This window comes from Streptomyces sp. CLV115, from assembly GCF_038448545.1.
Lineage (GTDB): Bacteria > Actinomycetota > Actinomycetes > Streptomycetales > Streptomycetaceae > Streptomyces > Streptomyces sanglieri.
Map to the genome: position 1 here is coordinate 1 of NZ_JBCEWQ010000192.1, position 15538 is coordinate 15538.

11 protein-coding genes are annotated in these 15538 nt (G+C 72.6%); 9 read left to right on the plus strand and 2 right to left on the minus strand.

The genetic code is table 11. The features are described 5' to 3' along the window. Nucleotides 1–324: 324 nt before the first annotated feature. The 3 genes from AADR41_RS37245 (at nucleotide 325) to hemW (ending at nucleotide 5664) form a co-directional block, all read left to right on the plus strand. Nucleotides 325–2211, plus strand: coding sequence for an AMP-dependent synthetase/ligase (locus AADR41_RS37245; RefSeq protein ID WP_342286519.1), 1887 nt, complete (start codon nucleotides 325–327; stop codon nucleotides 2209–2211). Nucleotides 2212–2422: 211 nt separating this feature from the next. Continuing rightward, nucleotides 2423–4348 (plus strand): ATP-binding SpoIIE family protein phosphatase, encoded by a 1926-nt coding sequence (locus tag AADR41_RS37250; RefSeq protein WP_342286531.1) that lies wholly within the window; start codon nucleotides 2423–2425, stop codon nucleotides 4346–4348. Between the two features lie 74 nt (nucleotides 4349–4422). Then, entirely contained in the window at nucleotides 4423–5664 is a 1242-nt protein-coding gene (gene hemW, locus AADR41_RS37255) for a radical SAM family heme chaperone HemW (RefSeq protein ID WP_342286521.1), read from the plus strand. Between the two features lie 40 nt (nucleotides 5665–5704). Here hemW and AADR41_RS37260 read toward each other — a convergent pair whose 3' ends face one another. Together AADR41_RS37260 and AADR41_RS37265 are read right to left on the minus strand one after the other, a co-directional pair. Then, nucleotides 5705–6526, minus strand: a complete 822-nt coding sequence (locus AADR41_RS37260; RefSeq protein WP_342286522.1) for a DUF3097 domain-containing protein — start codon at nucleotides 6524–6526, stop codon at nucleotides 5705–5707. A 32-nt stretch (nucleotides 6527–6558) separates the two neighbouring features. After that, nucleotides 6559–7281, minus strand: coding sequence for an MBL fold metallo-hydrolase (locus AADR41_RS37265; protein ID WP_342286523.1), 723 nt, complete (start codon nucleotides 7279–7281; stop codon nucleotides 6559–6561). Nucleotides 7282–7479: 198 nt separating this feature from the next. Here AADR41_RS37265 and hrcA point away from each other — a divergent pair, with 198 nt between their 5' ends. From hrcA to AADR41_RS37295, 6 genes are all read left to right on the plus strand, one after another. After that, nucleotides 7480–8496 (plus strand): heat-inducible transcriptional repressor HrcA, encoded by a 1017-nt coding sequence (gene hrcA, locus AADR41_RS37270; protein WP_124717772.1) that lies wholly within the window; start codon nucleotides 7480–7482, stop codon nucleotides 8494–8496. Further along, nucleotides 8497–9633: a molecular chaperone DnaJ gene (gene dnaJ / locus AADR41_RS37275; RefSeq protein ID WP_342286525.1), complete on the plus strand. Its 1137-nt coding sequence runs from the start codon at nucleotides 8497–8499 to the stop codon at nucleotides 9631–9633. 147 nt (nucleotides 9634–9780) lie between these two features. Further along, entirely contained in the window at nucleotides 9781–10854 is a 1074-nt protein-coding gene (locus AADR41_RS37280; protein WP_342286526.1) for a nitronate monooxygenase, read from the plus strand. Continuing rightward, nucleotides 10851–11597, plus strand: a complete 747-nt coding sequence (locus AADR41_RS37285) for a 16S rRNA (uracil(1498)-N(3))-methyltransferase (RefSeq protein WP_342286527.1) — start codon at nucleotides 10851–10853, stop codon at nucleotides 11595–11597. The genes AADR41_RS37280 and AADR41_RS37285 overlap by 4 nt, the downstream gene beginning before the upstream one ends. An 84-nt stretch (nucleotides 11598–11681) precedes the next feature. Continuing rightward, nucleotides 11682–12206: a hypothetical protein gene (locus tag AADR41_RS37290; protein ID WP_342286528.1), complete on the plus strand. Its 525-nt coding sequence runs from the start codon at nucleotides 11682–11684 to the stop codon at nucleotides 12204–12206. 79 nt (nucleotides 12207–12285) lie between these two features. Beyond that, nucleotides 12286–15522, plus strand: coding sequence for a S41 family peptidase (locus AADR41_RS37295; RefSeq protein ID WP_342286529.1), 3237 nt, complete (start codon nucleotides 12286–12288; stop codon nucleotides 15520–15522). The last annotated feature ends 16 nt before the right edge of the window (nucleotides 15523–15538 follow it).

Sequence of the window (15538 nt, forward strand, 5' to 3'; positions counted from 1 at the left end):
CTTCATAACAAACGGGCCCCCATGCCGCGCCATTCCGCGGCATGGGGGCCCGTTTGTTATGAAGCGGCGGCCCGTTGCCTCTTACGCGGTGGACGCGGGCGCTCTACCCTGATCACGGCTTCGTAGTTACTCGCCAGTTAAACAAGGCGGGTCCCCGAGCAGGACGAGCAGACGGACGTACGCAGGAACAGGCGCGGGGACAGGCACAGGAACAGCCACAGGCACAGGAACAGCCACAGGCACAGGAACAGCCACAGGAACAAGCGGTACACAGCAGCCATCAGCAGCCGGTCGTGAAGCACTGCCGCAGGCCCGGAGGACGTCGTGAGCGACACACTGACCTTGATCGAGAACCGACCGCCCTCCGTGGCGAACCTCTTCATCGACCGCGTGGCGGCCACCCCGGACGGGGAGGCGTACCGCTACCCCGTCCCGGCCGCCGGCGACGGACCCGACGAGTGGAAGTCGCTGAGCTGGGCACAGGCCGCCGAGCGGGTGTACGCCGTCGCGGCCGGGCTCATCGGTCTGGGCGTGCAGCCGGAGGAGCGGGTCGCGCTCGCCGCGAGCACGCGGGTGGAATGGATCCTCGTCGACCTCGGTGTGATGTGCGCGGGTGCCGCCACCACCACGGTCTACCCGTCGACCAACGCCGAGGAGTCGGCGTACATCCTCTCCGACTCCGAGAGCCGGGTGCTCATCGCCGAGGACGCCGCCCAGCTGGCCAAGGCCCGCGAGCGCCGCGCCGAACTGCCGAACCTCGCCCATGTCGTCGTCATCGACCCCGAGGGCGCCGGACCCGCCGAGGGCGACCCCGAGGGCTGGGTGATCACCCTCGCCGAGCTGGAGGCCCGCGGCACCGAGCACCTGGCGAAGCACCCCGACGCGATCAAGGAGCGGGTCTTGGCCATCACGGCCGACCAGCTCGCCACCCTGATCTACACCTCGGGCACCACCGGGCGCCCCAAGGGCGTGCGCCTGCCGCACGACAACTGGTCGTACATGGCCAAGGCCACCGTGGCGACCGGCCTGATCACCCCGGAGGACGTGCAGTACCTCTGGCTGCCGCTCGCGCACGTCTTCGGTAAGGTCCTCACCTCCGGCCAGATCGAGGTCGGCCACGTCACCGCCGTGGACGGCCGGGTCGACAAGATCATCGAGAACCTCCCGGTGGTCCAGCCGACGTACATGGCCGCCGTGCCCCGCATCTTCGAGAAGGTCTACAACGGCGTCGCCGCCAAGGCGCGGGCCGGTGGCGGTGCCAAGTACAAGATCTTCCAGTGGGCGGCCGGGGTCGCCCGCGAGCACGCGACGGTCTCGCAGGACAACTTCCGGCGCACCGGCACGGCCTCGGTCCCCTTCGCCCTCGGTGCCAAGCACAAGATCGCCGACACCCTGGTCTTCGCCAAGATCCGCGAGGCCTTCGGCGGCCGGCTGCGCGCCTGCATCTCCGGCTCCGCGGCGCTCGCCCCCGACATCGGCCTCTTCTTCGCGGGCGCCGGGATCCACATCCTGGAGGGCTACGGCCTCACCGAGTCCAGCGCCGCCTCCTTCGTCAACCCCGGCGAGGCCTACCGCACCGGCACCGTCGGCAAGCCGCTCCCCGGCACCGAGGTACGGATCGCGGACGACGGCGAGATCCTGCTGCGCGGCCCCGGGATCATGCAGGGCTACCACGGTCAGCCGGAGAAGACCGCCGAGGTGCTGGAGTCGGACGGCTGGTTCCACACCGGCGACATCGGCGAGCTGTCCGTGGACGGCTACCTCCGGATCACCGACCGCAAGAAGGACCTGATCAAGACGTCCGGCGGCAAGTACATCGCCCCGGCGGAGGTCGAGGGACAGTTCAAGGCGGTCTGCCCGTTCGTCTCCAACATCCTGGTGCACGGCGCGGACCGTAACTTCTGCACCGCCCTGATCGCACTGGACGAGCCGACCATCCTCGGCTGGGCCGCCGAGAACGGCCTGGGCGGGAAGCCGTACGCCGAAGTGGTGGCCTCCCCGCAGGCCGTCGAGCTCATCGAGGGCTACGTGAAGCGGCTCAACGAGGGCCTGCAGCGCTGGCAGACCATCAAGAAGTTCCGGCTGCTGCCCCGCGACCTGGACATCGAGCACGGCGAGCTGACGCCCAGCCTCAAGCTGAAGCGGCCGGTCGTCGAGCGCGCGTACCAGGGCCTCATCGACGACATGTACGCGGGAACCCGCGAGGCATAGACAGCTCCTCGCGGACCGGCCGCACGGTGCGGCCGCTCCTGCCCGTTCCCCGCTCATTTTCTCCGCTCACTTCGGCAACTCGCTGCTTATGGGCATGGTCCATCTGTCACTCTGTCGGTGTCGCCAGCGCCGCCCAACGAGAACAGACAGACAGCAACGAGAACAGACAGAGCGAGAACAGGTCAGGAGCCGCACCGTGGGGTCCATTCCCTTGCAGCGGGACATCGCCGAGCGTCCCGGTGATCCCGCAGGCCGTGCGGACGCGCGGCCGGTCGCCCATACGTCCCTGCCCGGGAACCTCCTCGCCCCCTCCGCCGCCCGCAGGTTCGTCCGGGCCGCCCTCGGCGAGTGGACCGGGCTCGGGCTGCCGGCAGTCGTGGGCGTCAGCGAGCGCGTGGCCGACGACGCGGAGATCGTCGTCAGCGAGCTGGTCACCAACGCGGTCGTGCACGCCGGGACCAACGTGGAGGTGCTCGTCCGGCTGGAGGAGGCCACCGAGGACGAGGTGGCGGCCCTGGTGGTGGAGGTCTCCGACCACCACCCCGCCCGCGCCGTGCGCAGCGACCGTCCGGAGTCCGGAAGCGCGGCCGACGCCGCGGAGGGCACCAGCCTCGTCGGACCCGACGAGCCCGCCGAGTACGGTCGCGGGCTCCAGCTCGTCGGCACCCTCTCCGAACGCTGGGGCATCACCTACCGCACCGGCCTCAAGACCGTCTGGGCCAGGCTCCCCGTGGACGACTGGAACCCGTTCCCGGAAGCGGCCGCCGAGCCCGGCTTCCAGCAGGGGCTGCGCGCCGCCGAACTGCTCGCCCCCGACGCCCGTCGCGCGCTGCGCGACGACGCGGACTGGGCCGGCCGTGGCGCGCTCTCCTTCCTCGCCGAGGCCTCGGACCTGCTCGCCGGCCAGCTCGACGAGGACATCGTGGCGGCGCTCTCCGGACAGTTACTGGTGCCCAGACTCGCCGACTGGTGCGCGATCTGGCTGGAACCCGAGAACGGCGGTCCCTCCGCCGTACCCCGGCTCGCCAGCGTCTGGCACCGGGACGAGGCCGAGACCGGACAGCTGCGCACCCTGCTGGAGCAGGGCCCGATCCGGCTTCCCGAGCGGGTCGGCACCGGACCCGTCTCCATGCCGTGGCCCGGCTGCGAGGAGGACGGCGAGAAGGCCGACAGACCGGCCGCGTCCATCCTTGCCTACCGGATCACCTCCGGCGGCCGGAACCTCGGCGCCGTACTCCTCGGCCGGGAGGGCCTCGCCCGTGTCCCCGACGAGGTGACCGCGCTCATCGAGGACTTCGTACGCCGGGTCGGCCTCGCCGTCGGCGCCGCCCGCGAGTACACCCGGCAGGCCACCATCAGCCGCATCCTGCAGCGGGCCCTGCTGCCCGGCAAGGTCGCCGACATACCCGGCGTCACCAGCTCACTGGTGTACGAACCCAGTGACGACGGCGTCGTCGGCGGTGACTTCTACGACATCTTCCCGTGCCCCGGCGACCGCTGGTGCTTCGTCCTCGGCGATGTGCAGGGCAGTGGCCCGGAGGCCGCCGTCGTCACCGGCCTCGCCCGCCCCTGGCTGCGGCTGCTGGCCCGCGAGGGCTTCGGAGTCGGCGAGGTCCTCGACCGGCTCAACCGGCTGCTCCTCGACGACGCGATGGAGGCCGCCGAGGCGGCCGCGCTCATGGTGGCCGCCGCCGGCGGTCAGCAGACCGCGGACAGCGGGCAGTCCCGTTTCCTGTCCCTGCTGTACGGGGAACTCGTACCGCTGCCCGGCGGCGGCGTGCGCTGCACCCTGGCCAGCGCCGGCCACCCGCTGCCGCTGCTGCTGCGGCCCGACGGCGAGGTGCGCCCGGCCGCCGAGCCGCAGATGCTGCTCGGCATCTTCGACGACGTCGCGTACGAGAGCCAGTGCTTCGAGCTGGCGCCCGGCGACAGCCTGCTGTGCGTCACGGACGGTGTCACGGAGCGGCGCTCGGGGACGCTGATGTTCGACGACGGGGACGGACTGTCCCGGGCGCTGGCCGACTGTGCCGGGCTGTCGGCGGACGGGATCGCGGACCGGATCAAGCGGGCGGTGCACGAATTCGCCGAGCGGCCGCCGGACGACGACCTGGCGCTGCTGGTGCTCCAGGCGGGGTGAGGCGGTACGGGTCCGGGAGCGGCCGGCGTCCGTGATCACGGGCATGGCCGGGAGACTCCCGGCGGCGAGCGACAATGGGCGGTATGCCTTCCGTACTGCCCGATGGTGAACCCGTACCCGACGACGGGGCGCTGCCCCGCCATGCCCTGGAAGGCGCCGCCGACCGGCCGCTCGGCTTCTACCTGCACGTGCCGTACTGCGCGACCCGCTGCGGCTACTGCGACTTCAACACCTACACCGCGACCGAGCTGCGCGGTTCCGGTGGGGCACTGGCCTCCCGGGACAACTACGCGACCCATCTGATCGGTGAGGTCCGCCAGGCCCGCAAGGTCCTCGGTGACGACCCCCGGCCGGTCCGCACGGTCTTCGTCGGCGGCGGTACGCCGACCCTGCTGGCGGCCTCCGACCTGGTCCGGATGCTGAGGGCGATCCGGGAGGAGTTCGGGCTCGCGGACGACGCCGAGATCACCACCGAGGCCAATCCGGAGTCCGTCGGTCCGGCGTATCTCGCGGAACTGCGGGAGGGCGGCTTCAACCGGATCTCCTTCGGCATGCAGAGCGCCCGGCAGCACGTGCTGAAGATCCTCGACCGTACGCACACGCCGGGGCGGCCCGAGGCATGTGTCGCCGAGGCCCGGGAGGCGGGCTTCGAGCACGTCAACCTCGACCTGATCTACGGCACGCCGGGGGAGTCCGACGACGACTGGCGGGCCTCGCTGGACGCGGCGATCGGGGCCGGGCCGGACCATGTGTCGGCGTACGCGCTGATCGTCGAGGAGGGCACGCAGCTGGCCCGCCGGATCCGGCGCGGCGAGATCCCGATGACCGACGACGACGCCCACGCGGACCGGTACCTGATCGCGGACGAGGCGATGGCCGCGGCGGGCTTCTCCTGGTACGAGGTGTCGAACTGGGCCCGTACACCCAAGGGCCGCTGCCTGCACAACGAGCTGTACTGGCGCGGCGCCGACTGGTGGGGCGCCGGGCCGGGGGCGCACAGCCACGTCGGCGGGGTGCGCTGGTGGAACGTGAAGCATCCGGGCGCGTACGCGCAGGCACTGGCCGAGGGGCGCTCGCCGGGAGCAGGGCGCGAGGTCCTCTCCGAGGAGGACCGGCGGGTGGAGCGGATCCTGCTGGAGCTCCGGCTCCAGGACGGGTGTCCGCTCGGCATCCTGGCCCCGGCCGGTCTGGCCGCCTCCCGCCGCGCTCTGGCGGACGGGCTCCTGGAGTCCGGGCCGTACGAGCGGGGGCGGGCGGTGCTGACCTTGCGGGGGCGGCTGCTGGCGGACGCGGTGGTGCGGGACCTGGTGGACTGAGCGCGGGGCGCGGCGCGGCTGCGGGGTGCCCCGCGGCGGGCTACTCCGGCGGCGCCGTCACGAAGTCGATCAGGTGTTCCACCGAGCCCAGCAGGGACGGTTCCAGATCGCGGTACGAGTGGACCTTGGACAGGATGTGCTGCCAGGCCGCGCCGGTGTTCTCCGGCCAGCCCAGGGCGCGGCACACGCCCGTCTTCCAGTCCTGGCCGCGCGGCACCACCGGCCAGGCCGTGATGCCCACGGAGGACGGCTTCACGGCCTCCCAGACATCGATGTAGGGGTGGCCGACCACCAGGACGTTCCCGTCCGTGACCTGATCGGCGATCCGGGACTCCTTGGAACCGGGGACCAGGTGGTCGACCAGGACGCCCAGCCTGGCGTCCGGGCCGGGGGAGAACTCGCGTACGACGGCCGGGAGGTCGTCGATGCCCTCCAGGTACTCGACGACCACGCCCTCGATCCGCAGGTCGTCGCCCCAGACCCGCTCCACCAGCTCCGCGTCGTGCCGGCCCTCCACGTAGATCCGGCCCGCCCGCGCCACCCGGGCACGCGCGCCGGGGACCGCGACCGAACCCGAGGCCGTGCGCGCGGGGCGCACCGGAGCGGCGGCAGAGGGGCGCACGAGGGTGACCACCCGGCCCTCCAGCAGGAAGCCGCGCGGTTCCATCGGGAACACCCGGTGCTTGCCGAATCGGTCCTCCAGGGTCACCGTCGGCCCCTGGGCCGTCTTCTCGCAGCGGATCACCGCACCGCAGAATCCGGTGGAGACCTCCTCCACGACCAGATCGGCTTCGGCGGGGACCTCGGGAGCGGGGGCGGACCGCTTCCACGGCGGGGTCAGGTCCGGCTGGTAGCTGCGCATCGGACGACGATAGGACGAGTCGGCCCCGGGGGTCACGACACGCCGAAGCGTACGGCCAGTTGTTCGCGCTGATCGCGTACGAACGCCGCGTTCACCACCGCCCCGTGCCCCGGCACGTACACCGCGTCCTCGCCGCCCAGCGCCAGCAGCCGGTCCAGCGAGAGCGGCCAGCGGGCGGGGAAGGCGTCCCGGCCCGCCTGCGGTTCGCCGGACTCCTCGACCAGGTCCCCGCAGAGCACGATCGCGGGGGAGCCGGGGACGACCGCCACCAGGTCGTGGCCGCTGTGCGCGGGGCCCACGTCGGCCAGCAGCACCTCGCGCCCGCCGCCCAGGTCGATCGTCCACTCGCCGCACACCTCGTGCCGCGGCGCGACCAGCGCGTCCACGGCCTCCGCCGCGTCGTGCTCGCCGACCCCGTGGCGCACGGCCGAGCTGTGCAGTTCGTCCGCCCCGCGCCTCAGCAGCTCCCGCATGCCGACCGCTCCGTACACCTGGGCGCCGGAGAAGGCGGCGGTGCCCAGTACATGGTCGAAGTGGGGGTGGCTGAGTGCGATATGCGTCACCCTCCGGCCGAGCAGGGCCTGCGCCTGGGCCCGCACCTCGGCCCCTTCACGGAGCGTCGATCCGGTGTCGTAGAGCAGCACCGCGTCCGCCCCGACCACCAGTGCGACCGTCGCGTCCCATCCGGGAAGCCGCCGCCGGCCCACTCCGTGACCGAGTCGCTCCCAGCCGAACTCTTCCCAAGAGGCATCCATACCGCGACGCTATCGGCAACGACCTGCGCGGTCTCGCGGTAGCGTGGCCGGTCGCCCTTGCTAGGCCCCCACTCGGCCGCCGTACACTGGCCGGGGGGTTGCTGGCACTCGCGATGACAGAGTGCCAGGAGGATTCCTGGGCAGAGAAACAGGAACGACCCGAGAACCAACGAGGAAACACAGCTGGAGGTGTGCGCGATGCTCAGCGAACGCAGACTCGAAGTGCTTCGCGCCATCGTCCAGGACTATGTCGGCACGGAGGAGCCCGTCGGCTCCAAGGCGCTCACCGAGCGGCACAAGCTGGGGGTCTCCCCGGCGACCGTCCGCAACGACATGGCGGTGCTGGAGGACGAGGGCTTCATCGCCCAGCCCCACACCAGCGCGGGACGCATCCCGACGGACAAGGGCTACCGGCTCTTCGTCGACAGGCTCGCGGGGGTCAAGCCCCTCTCGACGCCGGAGCGCCGCGCCATCCACAATTTCCTCGACGGCGCGGTGGACCTCGACGACGTCGTGGGCCGCACCGTACGGCTGCTCGCGCAGCTGACCCGGCAGGTCGCCATCGTGCAGTACCCCTCGCTGACCCGGTCGACGGTCCGGCACGTGGAACTGCTCTCGCTGGCACCCGCCCGGCTGATGCTCGTGCTCATCACGGACACCGGCCGGGTCGAACAGCGCATGATCGACTGCCCCGCCCCGTTCGGCGAGACCTCTCTCGCCGATCTGCGGGCCCGGCTCAACAGCCGGGTCGTCGGACGCCGCTTCGCGGACGTCCCGCAGCTGGTGCAGGACCTGCCGGAATCCTTCGAGAGCGAGGACCGGGGAACCGTGTCCACCGTGCTCTCCACCCTGCTCGAAACCCTCGTCGAGGAGACGGAGGAGCGGCTGATGATCGGCGGCACCTCCAACCTCACCCGCTTCGGACACGACTTCCCGGTGATGATCCGGCCGGTGCTGGAGGCACTGGAGGAGCAGGTCGTGCTGCTGAAGCTGCTCGGCGAGGCCAAGGACTCGGGCATGACCGTACGTATCGGGCACGAGAACGCCCACGAAGGGCTCAACTCCACGTCCGTCGTCGCGGTCGGCTACGGTTCGGGCGACGAGGCAGTCGCCAAACTCGGCGTGGTCGGACCGACCCGCATGGACTACCCCGGAACGATGGGAGCGGTACGCGCAGTGGCACGTTACGTCGGACAGATCCTGGCGGAGTCGTAAGTGGCCACGGACTACTACGCCGTACTCGGCGTGCGCCGCGACGCCTCTCAGGACGAGATCAAGAAAGCATTCCGGCGGCTCGCCCGCGAGCTGCACCCGGATGTGAACCCCGACCCGAAGACCCAGGAGCGGTTCAAGGAGATCAACGCCGCCTACGAGGTGCTGTCGGACCCGCAGAAGAAGCAGGTCTACGACCTCGGCGGCGATCCGCTGTCCGCCTCCGGCGGCGCGGGCGCGGGCGGGTTCGGACAGGGCGGCTTCGGCAACTTCTCCGACATCATGGACGCGTTCTTCGGCACGTCGTCGCAGCGCGGACCGCGGTCGCGCACCCGGCGCGGCCAGGACGCGATGATCCGGCTGGAGATCGATCTCGCCGAGGCGGCGTTCGGCACCACCAAGGACATCCAGGTCGACACGGCCGTCGTCTGCACGACGTGCAGCGGCGAGGGTGCCGCCCCCGGCACCTCCGCGCAGACCTGTGACATGTGCCGCGGCCGCGGCGAGGTCTCCCAGGTCACCCGGTCCTTCCTCGGCCAGGTCATGACCTCGCGGCCCTGCCCGCAGTGCCAGGGCTTCGGCACGGTCGTGCCGACCCCGTGCCCGGAGTGCGCCGGCGACGGCCGCATCCGCTCGCGGCGCACGCTCACCGTGAAGATCCCCGCCGGTGTCGACAACGGCACCCGCATCCAGCTCGCGGGCGAGGGCGAGGTCGGCCCCGGCGGCGGCCCGGCCGGCGATCTGTACGTGGAGATCCACGAGCTCTCGCACGCGGTGTTCCAGCGTCGCGGCGACGACCTGCACTGCACGGTCACCATCCCCATGACGGCGGGCGCGCTGGGCACCAAGGTGCCGCTGGAGACGCTCGACGGTCTGGAGGAGGTCGACATCCGGCCGGGCACCCAGTCCGGCCAGTCGGTGCCGCTGCACGGCCGCGGCATCACGCATCTGCGGGGCGGCGGGCGCGGCGACCTGATCGTGCACGTCGAGGTGATGACCCCGACGAAGCTGGACCCGGAGCAGGAGCGACTGCTGCGCGACCTGGCGAAGATGCGGGGCGAGGAGCGGCCCACCGGTCAGTTCCAGCCCGGCCAGCAGGGGTTGTTCTCCCGGCTGAAGGACGCCTTCAACGGTCGCTGACCGACCCCGCAAGCCGTTCCCGGACGCCGGACGGACCCGCTCGGCGGGCCCCTCCGGCGTTCGAGTACCGGCCCGTCCGGCGTTTGAGTACAAAGCGGACCCCGGGCCGGGCGTCCCGGGCGGCCCGGGACGTGACACGATGCGGTCATGTCATCCGCGTTGACCGATCTCTGCCGGTATCCGATCGTGCAGGCCCCGATGGCGGGGGGCACGTCCTGTCCACAGCTCGTCGCGGCCGTCTCGGAGGCGGGCGGGCTCGGTTTCCTCGCCGCCGGGTACAAGACGGCGGACGGCATGTACAACGAGATCAAACAGCTGCGCGGGCTGACCGGCCGGCCCTTCGGCGTCAATCTCTTCATGCCGCAGCCGGGACTCGCCGACCCGAGCGCCGTCGAGGTGTACCGGCACCAGCTCGCGGGCGAGGCCGCCTGGTACGAGACCCCGCTCGGCGACCCGGACTCCAGCGGCGACGACGGCTACGACGCCAAGCTGGCCATACTCCTGGACGACCCGGTCCCGGCCGTCTCGTTCACCTTCGGCTGCCCCACCCGCGACACCCTCGACGCGTTCGCCGGCGTCGGCACGTACACCGTCGTGACGGTCACCACACCCGAGGAGGCCCAGGCCGCCCAGTGGGCGGGCGCCGACGCGGTCTGTGTCCAGGGCGTCGAGGCGGGCGGCCACCAGTCCACCCACCGCGACGACCCGCAGGCCGACGGCGCCGGAATCGGGCTGCTCTCGCTGGTGTCCCAGGTCCGCGAGACCGTGCAGATACCGATCGTCGCCACCGGCGGGCTGATGCGCGGATCCCAGATCGCCGCAGTGCTGGCCGCGGGCGCGGAGGCGGCACAGCTCGGCACGGCGTTCCTCGTCTGCCCCGAGTCCGGGGCGAGCCTGCTGCACAAGCAGGCGCTGACCAACCCGCTGTTCGTACGGACCGCCCTGACCCGGGCGTTCTCCGGCCGCCCCGCCCGCGGCCTGGTCAACCGCTTCATGCGCGAGCACGGCCCGTACGCCCCCGCCGCCTACCCGCAGGTGCACTATCTGACCGCCGGGCTGCGCAAGGCGGCGGCGAAGGCCGGGGACGCGCAGGGCATGGCGCTGTGGGCGGGCCAGGGACACCGGATGGCACGTGAGCTGCCGGCCGGCCGGCTGGTCAGGCTGCTCGCCGAAGAACTGGACGCCGCACGGACGGCAGTGAGCACAGGGAGTACGCAGTGACCGCACCGGTCTTCGTCGTCGAACAGGTCCCCGGCGGGCCCGAGTTCGTCCTGGAGGGGCCCGAGGGCCGGCACGCCGTGTCGGTCAAGCGGCTGCGCGCCGGTGAGGCCGTCGTGCTCACCGACGGGCGCGGCCACTGGGCGGACGGGATCGTCTCGGCCGCCGAGGGCAAGGACCGGCTCGTCGTCACCGGCCTGACCGGGATCCTGGAGGAGCCCGGCCCCGCCCCCCGCATCACCGTCGTCCAGGCCCTGCCCAAGGGCGACCGGGGCGAGGTCGCCGTGGAGACGATGACGGAGACCGGCGTGGACGCGATCGTGCCCTGGCAGGCGGCGCGCTGCATCACGCAGTGGAAGGGCGACCGCGGCCTCAAGTCCCTGGCGAAATGGCGCAACACCGCCCGGGAGGCGGGCAAGCAGTCCCGCCGGGTGCGCTTCCCCGAGGTGGCCGACGCGATGACCACCAAGCAGGCGGCCGCCCTGGTCGCCGCGGCGGACTTCGCCGCCGTCCTGCACGAGGACCGGGAGCACGACAGCGAGCCGCTGGCCACCGTCCCGCTCCCCGCCGAGGGCGAGATCGTGCTCGTCGTCGGCCCCGAGGGCGGGGTGTCGCCGGACGAACTGGCGGCCTTCACCGCGGCGGGCGCCCGGACCTGCCGGCTCGGCGCGAGCGTGCTGCGCACCTCCACGGCCGGCACGGCGGCCACCGCACTGCTGCTGGGGCGCACCGGCCGCTGGTCGTGAGCCCCCGCTCGTGCTCCGGTGTCACCCCCACTGGCCCCGCACGCCGTCTACCGCAGGGCGGTACAACGGTGGGAAGCTGCCCGTATGGGGACATCAAGGGCATGGGGTCAGGGAAGAGAACGGCGCTTTCTGGCCGCGTCCGCACTCGTGGTCGCGGCGGTCGCGGGAGCTGCCGCCTGTGACCCCCAGGGCGGGCTGAACTCCGCGTCCATCGCCGTGACCACCGACCGGGTCGGCACCGGCGCACTGGAACGCAACGGCATCGACGTGCAGTGGCTGAACTGCACGGCCGGCGTCGACGGGGACCGGGCCGGGGGCGCACAGCCCTCGGCGTCCGTGCGCCGGATCGCGGACGTCGACTGCACCGGCAAGACCGGACAGGGCGAGCCCATCACCCTCACCGGCAAGGTGACCGAGGAGCTGGGCGGCCGGTGCGTGCGGGGGGACCTGACCGCGAAGACGGGCGGGAAGTCCGTCTTCCGCGCGGACGTGCTCGGCAACTGCGACGCCGCCCCGTCCACCGCGGTGGTCGACCCGCTGCCGGCCGGCGGCCCCGGGCCGGTGGTCACCGTCACGGTGACGGTGACCGAGACACCCATGGGCAAGTGAACGGGTCCGCCCCCGGCGGCCCGTCGAACTCCGGCCAACCCGCTTACGCGGAACGGGACCGCGACCTAGGGTGACCGGTGTGACGCAGTCTGCCTACCTCCGATACCCCCATGTCCAGGGCGATTCGATCGCCTTCACCGCCGAGGACGATGTCTGGCTGGCGCCGCTGGACGGCGGCCGAGCCTGGCGCGTCTGCGCCGACAACCGACCGGTCGCCGGCCCCCGGATATCGCCCGACGGAACCCGGGTCGCCTGGACGACCACCCGGGACGGCGCCCCCGAGGTGCACATCGCACCTGCCGACGGCGGCCCCGCCGAGCGGCTCACCCACTGGGGTGACGCACGGACCGCCGTGCACGGCTGGACGCCCGAGGGCGAGGTGCTGGTCGTCAGCGCCCAGGGGCAGGCCTCGTTCCGGCGCACCTGGGCCAGGGCCCTCCCGGTCGACGGCGGACCCGCCCGGACCCTGCCGTACGGGCCGGTCGGCTCGCTCGCGTACGGGCCCGGCGGCCGGGTCCTGCTGCTCTCGGTCACCATGGGGCGCGAGGCCGCCGCCTGGAAGCGCTACCGGGGCGGCACGGCGGGCAAGCTGTGGATCCAGCGGGAATCCCCGGCGGACGGCCCGGCGGAGTTCGTACGGCTCCACGCCGACCTCGACGGGAACATCGAATGCCCGATGTGGGTGGGCGAGCGGGTCGCCTTCCTCTGCGACCACGAAGGCGTCGGCGCGGTCTACTCCTCGCTCCCCGACGGCACCGACCTGCGCCGCCACACCGGTATCGACGGCTTCTACGCCCGCCACGCGTCCACCGACGGCACCCGCGTCGCCTACGCCTCGGCCGGTGAACTCTGGCTGCTGGACGACCTCGGGGGCGACGGGCCCCGCCGCGTCGACGTCAAGCTCGGCGGCCAGCGCGCCGACCTCCAGCCGCACCCCGTGCACGCCGCCGCCCACCTCGACGCCGCTTCCCCGGACCGCACCGGCCGCGGCAGCGCCGTCGGGACGCGCGGCGCCGTCCACTGGGTCACCCACAGCGGCGGCCCGGCCCGCGCGCTCGCCGTCGAACCGGGCGTACGGGCGCGGCTGCCGCGCACCTTCCAGGCCGACGGCGACCAGCACGTCGTCTGGGTCACCGACGCCGAGGGCGACGACGCCCTGGAGTGCGCCCCCGCCACCGGAACCGCCCCCGGCGCCGTACCGCGCCGCCTCGCCGCAGGCCGTATCGGCCGGGTCCTCGACCTGACCCCGGCCCCCGACGGCAGCCGGTTCGCCGTCGCCGCGCACGACGGGCGGATCCTGATCGTCGAGCGGGAGAGCGGCGAGGTCCACGAGGTGGACCGCAGCGAGCACGGCGAAGCCTCCGGCCTCGTCTTCTCGCCCGACTCCTCCTGGCTGGCCTGGTCCCACCCCGGGCCCGAGCCGCTCAGCCAACTCAAGCTCGCACACCTCGCCGATCTGTCGGTCACCGAGGCGACCCCGCTGCGCTTCCGGGACTTCGCCCCCGCGTTCACCGGCGACGGCAAGCATCTGGCGTTCCTCTCCGAGCGGTCCTTCGACCCGGTCTACGACGCCCATGTCTTCGACCTGGCGTTCATCGGCACCTGCCGTCCGCACCTGCTGACGCTCGCCGCCACCACGCCCTCCCCGTTCGGGCCGCAGCGCCACGGCCGCCCGATCGAGAAGAGCGGCGGCGAGGGCGACCAGGACAACCCGACGGCACTGCCCGTCACCCGGATCGACCTCGAAGGGCTCGCCGACCGGATCGTGCCGCTGCCCGTCGAGGCCGCCAGCTACTCCACGCTGCGCGCCGCGAAGGACGGACTGCTGTGGCTGAGCCACCCGGTGACCGGGGTGCTCGGCACCAGCGGACCCACCCCCGACGCCCGGCAGCCCGAGACCGTCCTGGAGCGGTACGACCTGGAGAAGCTGCGCTGCGAGCAACTCGCCACCGGCGTCGATGACTTCGCGGTCAGCGGCGACGGCAAGCGGATCGTCATGCAGACCCGGGGCAAGCTGCGTGCCGTACCGTCCGACAGCCATGTCGCGGCCGATGACGACGACGGCGGCAGCGACGGCGGCATCACCGTCGACCTCTCCCGGATCCGGCGGATCCTCGAACCGGCCGCCGAATGGCGTCAGATGTACGAAGAGGCCGGACGCATCATGCGGGACAACTACTGGCGCCCCGACATGGGCGGCCTCGACTGGGACGGGGTCCTGGACCGCTACCGTCCGGTGCTGGAGCGGGTCGCCACCCACGACGACCTGATGGACCTGCTCTGGGAGGTGCAGGGGGAGCTCGGCACCTCGCACGCCTATGTGAGGCCGTCCGGCGGCTGGGGCGACGACTCGTCCCGGCAGGGGCTGCTCGGTGCCGACATCTCCCGTACCGGCGAGGGCAGTTGGCGGATCGACCGGATCCTGCCGTCCGAGACCTCCGACCCGGACGCCCGCTCCCCGCTCGCCGCGCCCGGCGTGGCGGTGCGCGCCGGGGACTCGATCGTCGCCGTCGACGGCCGGCCGGTCGACCCGGTGACCGGGCCCGGACCGCTGCTCACCGGCTCGGCGGACAAGCCGGTCGAGCTGACCGTCTCGCCGGTCGACGGCGGCGACCTCCGCCATGTCGTCGTCGTACCGGTCGCCGACGAGGAGGCGCTGCGCTACCACGACTGGGTCGCCGACCGGCGGGCCTACGTGCACGAGCACTCCGGCGGACGCCTCGGCTACCTCCACGTCCCCGACATGGTCGGCTCGGGCTGGGCGCAGCTCCACCGCGACCTGCGGATCGAAGTGGCCCGCGAGGGGCTGGTCGTGGACGTCCGGGAGAACCGCGGCGGCCACACCTCGCAGCTGATCGTGGAGAAGCTCGCCCGTCGCGTCGTCGGCTGGGACCTGCCGCGCGGCAGGCGGCCGTTCAGCTACCCGCAGGACGCGCCGCGCGGCCCCGTGGTCGCCGTGGCCAACGAGTTCTCCGGCTCGGACGGCGACATCGTGAACGCCGCGATCAAGGCGCTGGGCATCGGGCCGGTCGTCGGCACCCGGACCTGGGGCGGTGTGGTCGGTATCGACAGCAAGTACCGGCTGGTGGACGGGACATCGGTCACCCAGCCGAAGTTCGCGTTCTGGTTCGAGGGCTACGGCTGGGGCGTGGAGAACCACGGGGTCGATCCCGATGTCGAGGTCGTGGTGACACCGCAGGACCATGTGGCGGGCCGGGATCCGCAGTTGGACGAGGCGATCCGGATCGCGCTGGAGTCGCTGGCCGGGACGCCGGCGAAGCGGGCACCGGGGCTGCCGGGGCTGCCGGAGGCGTAGGGGCCGGGTGGGGGCG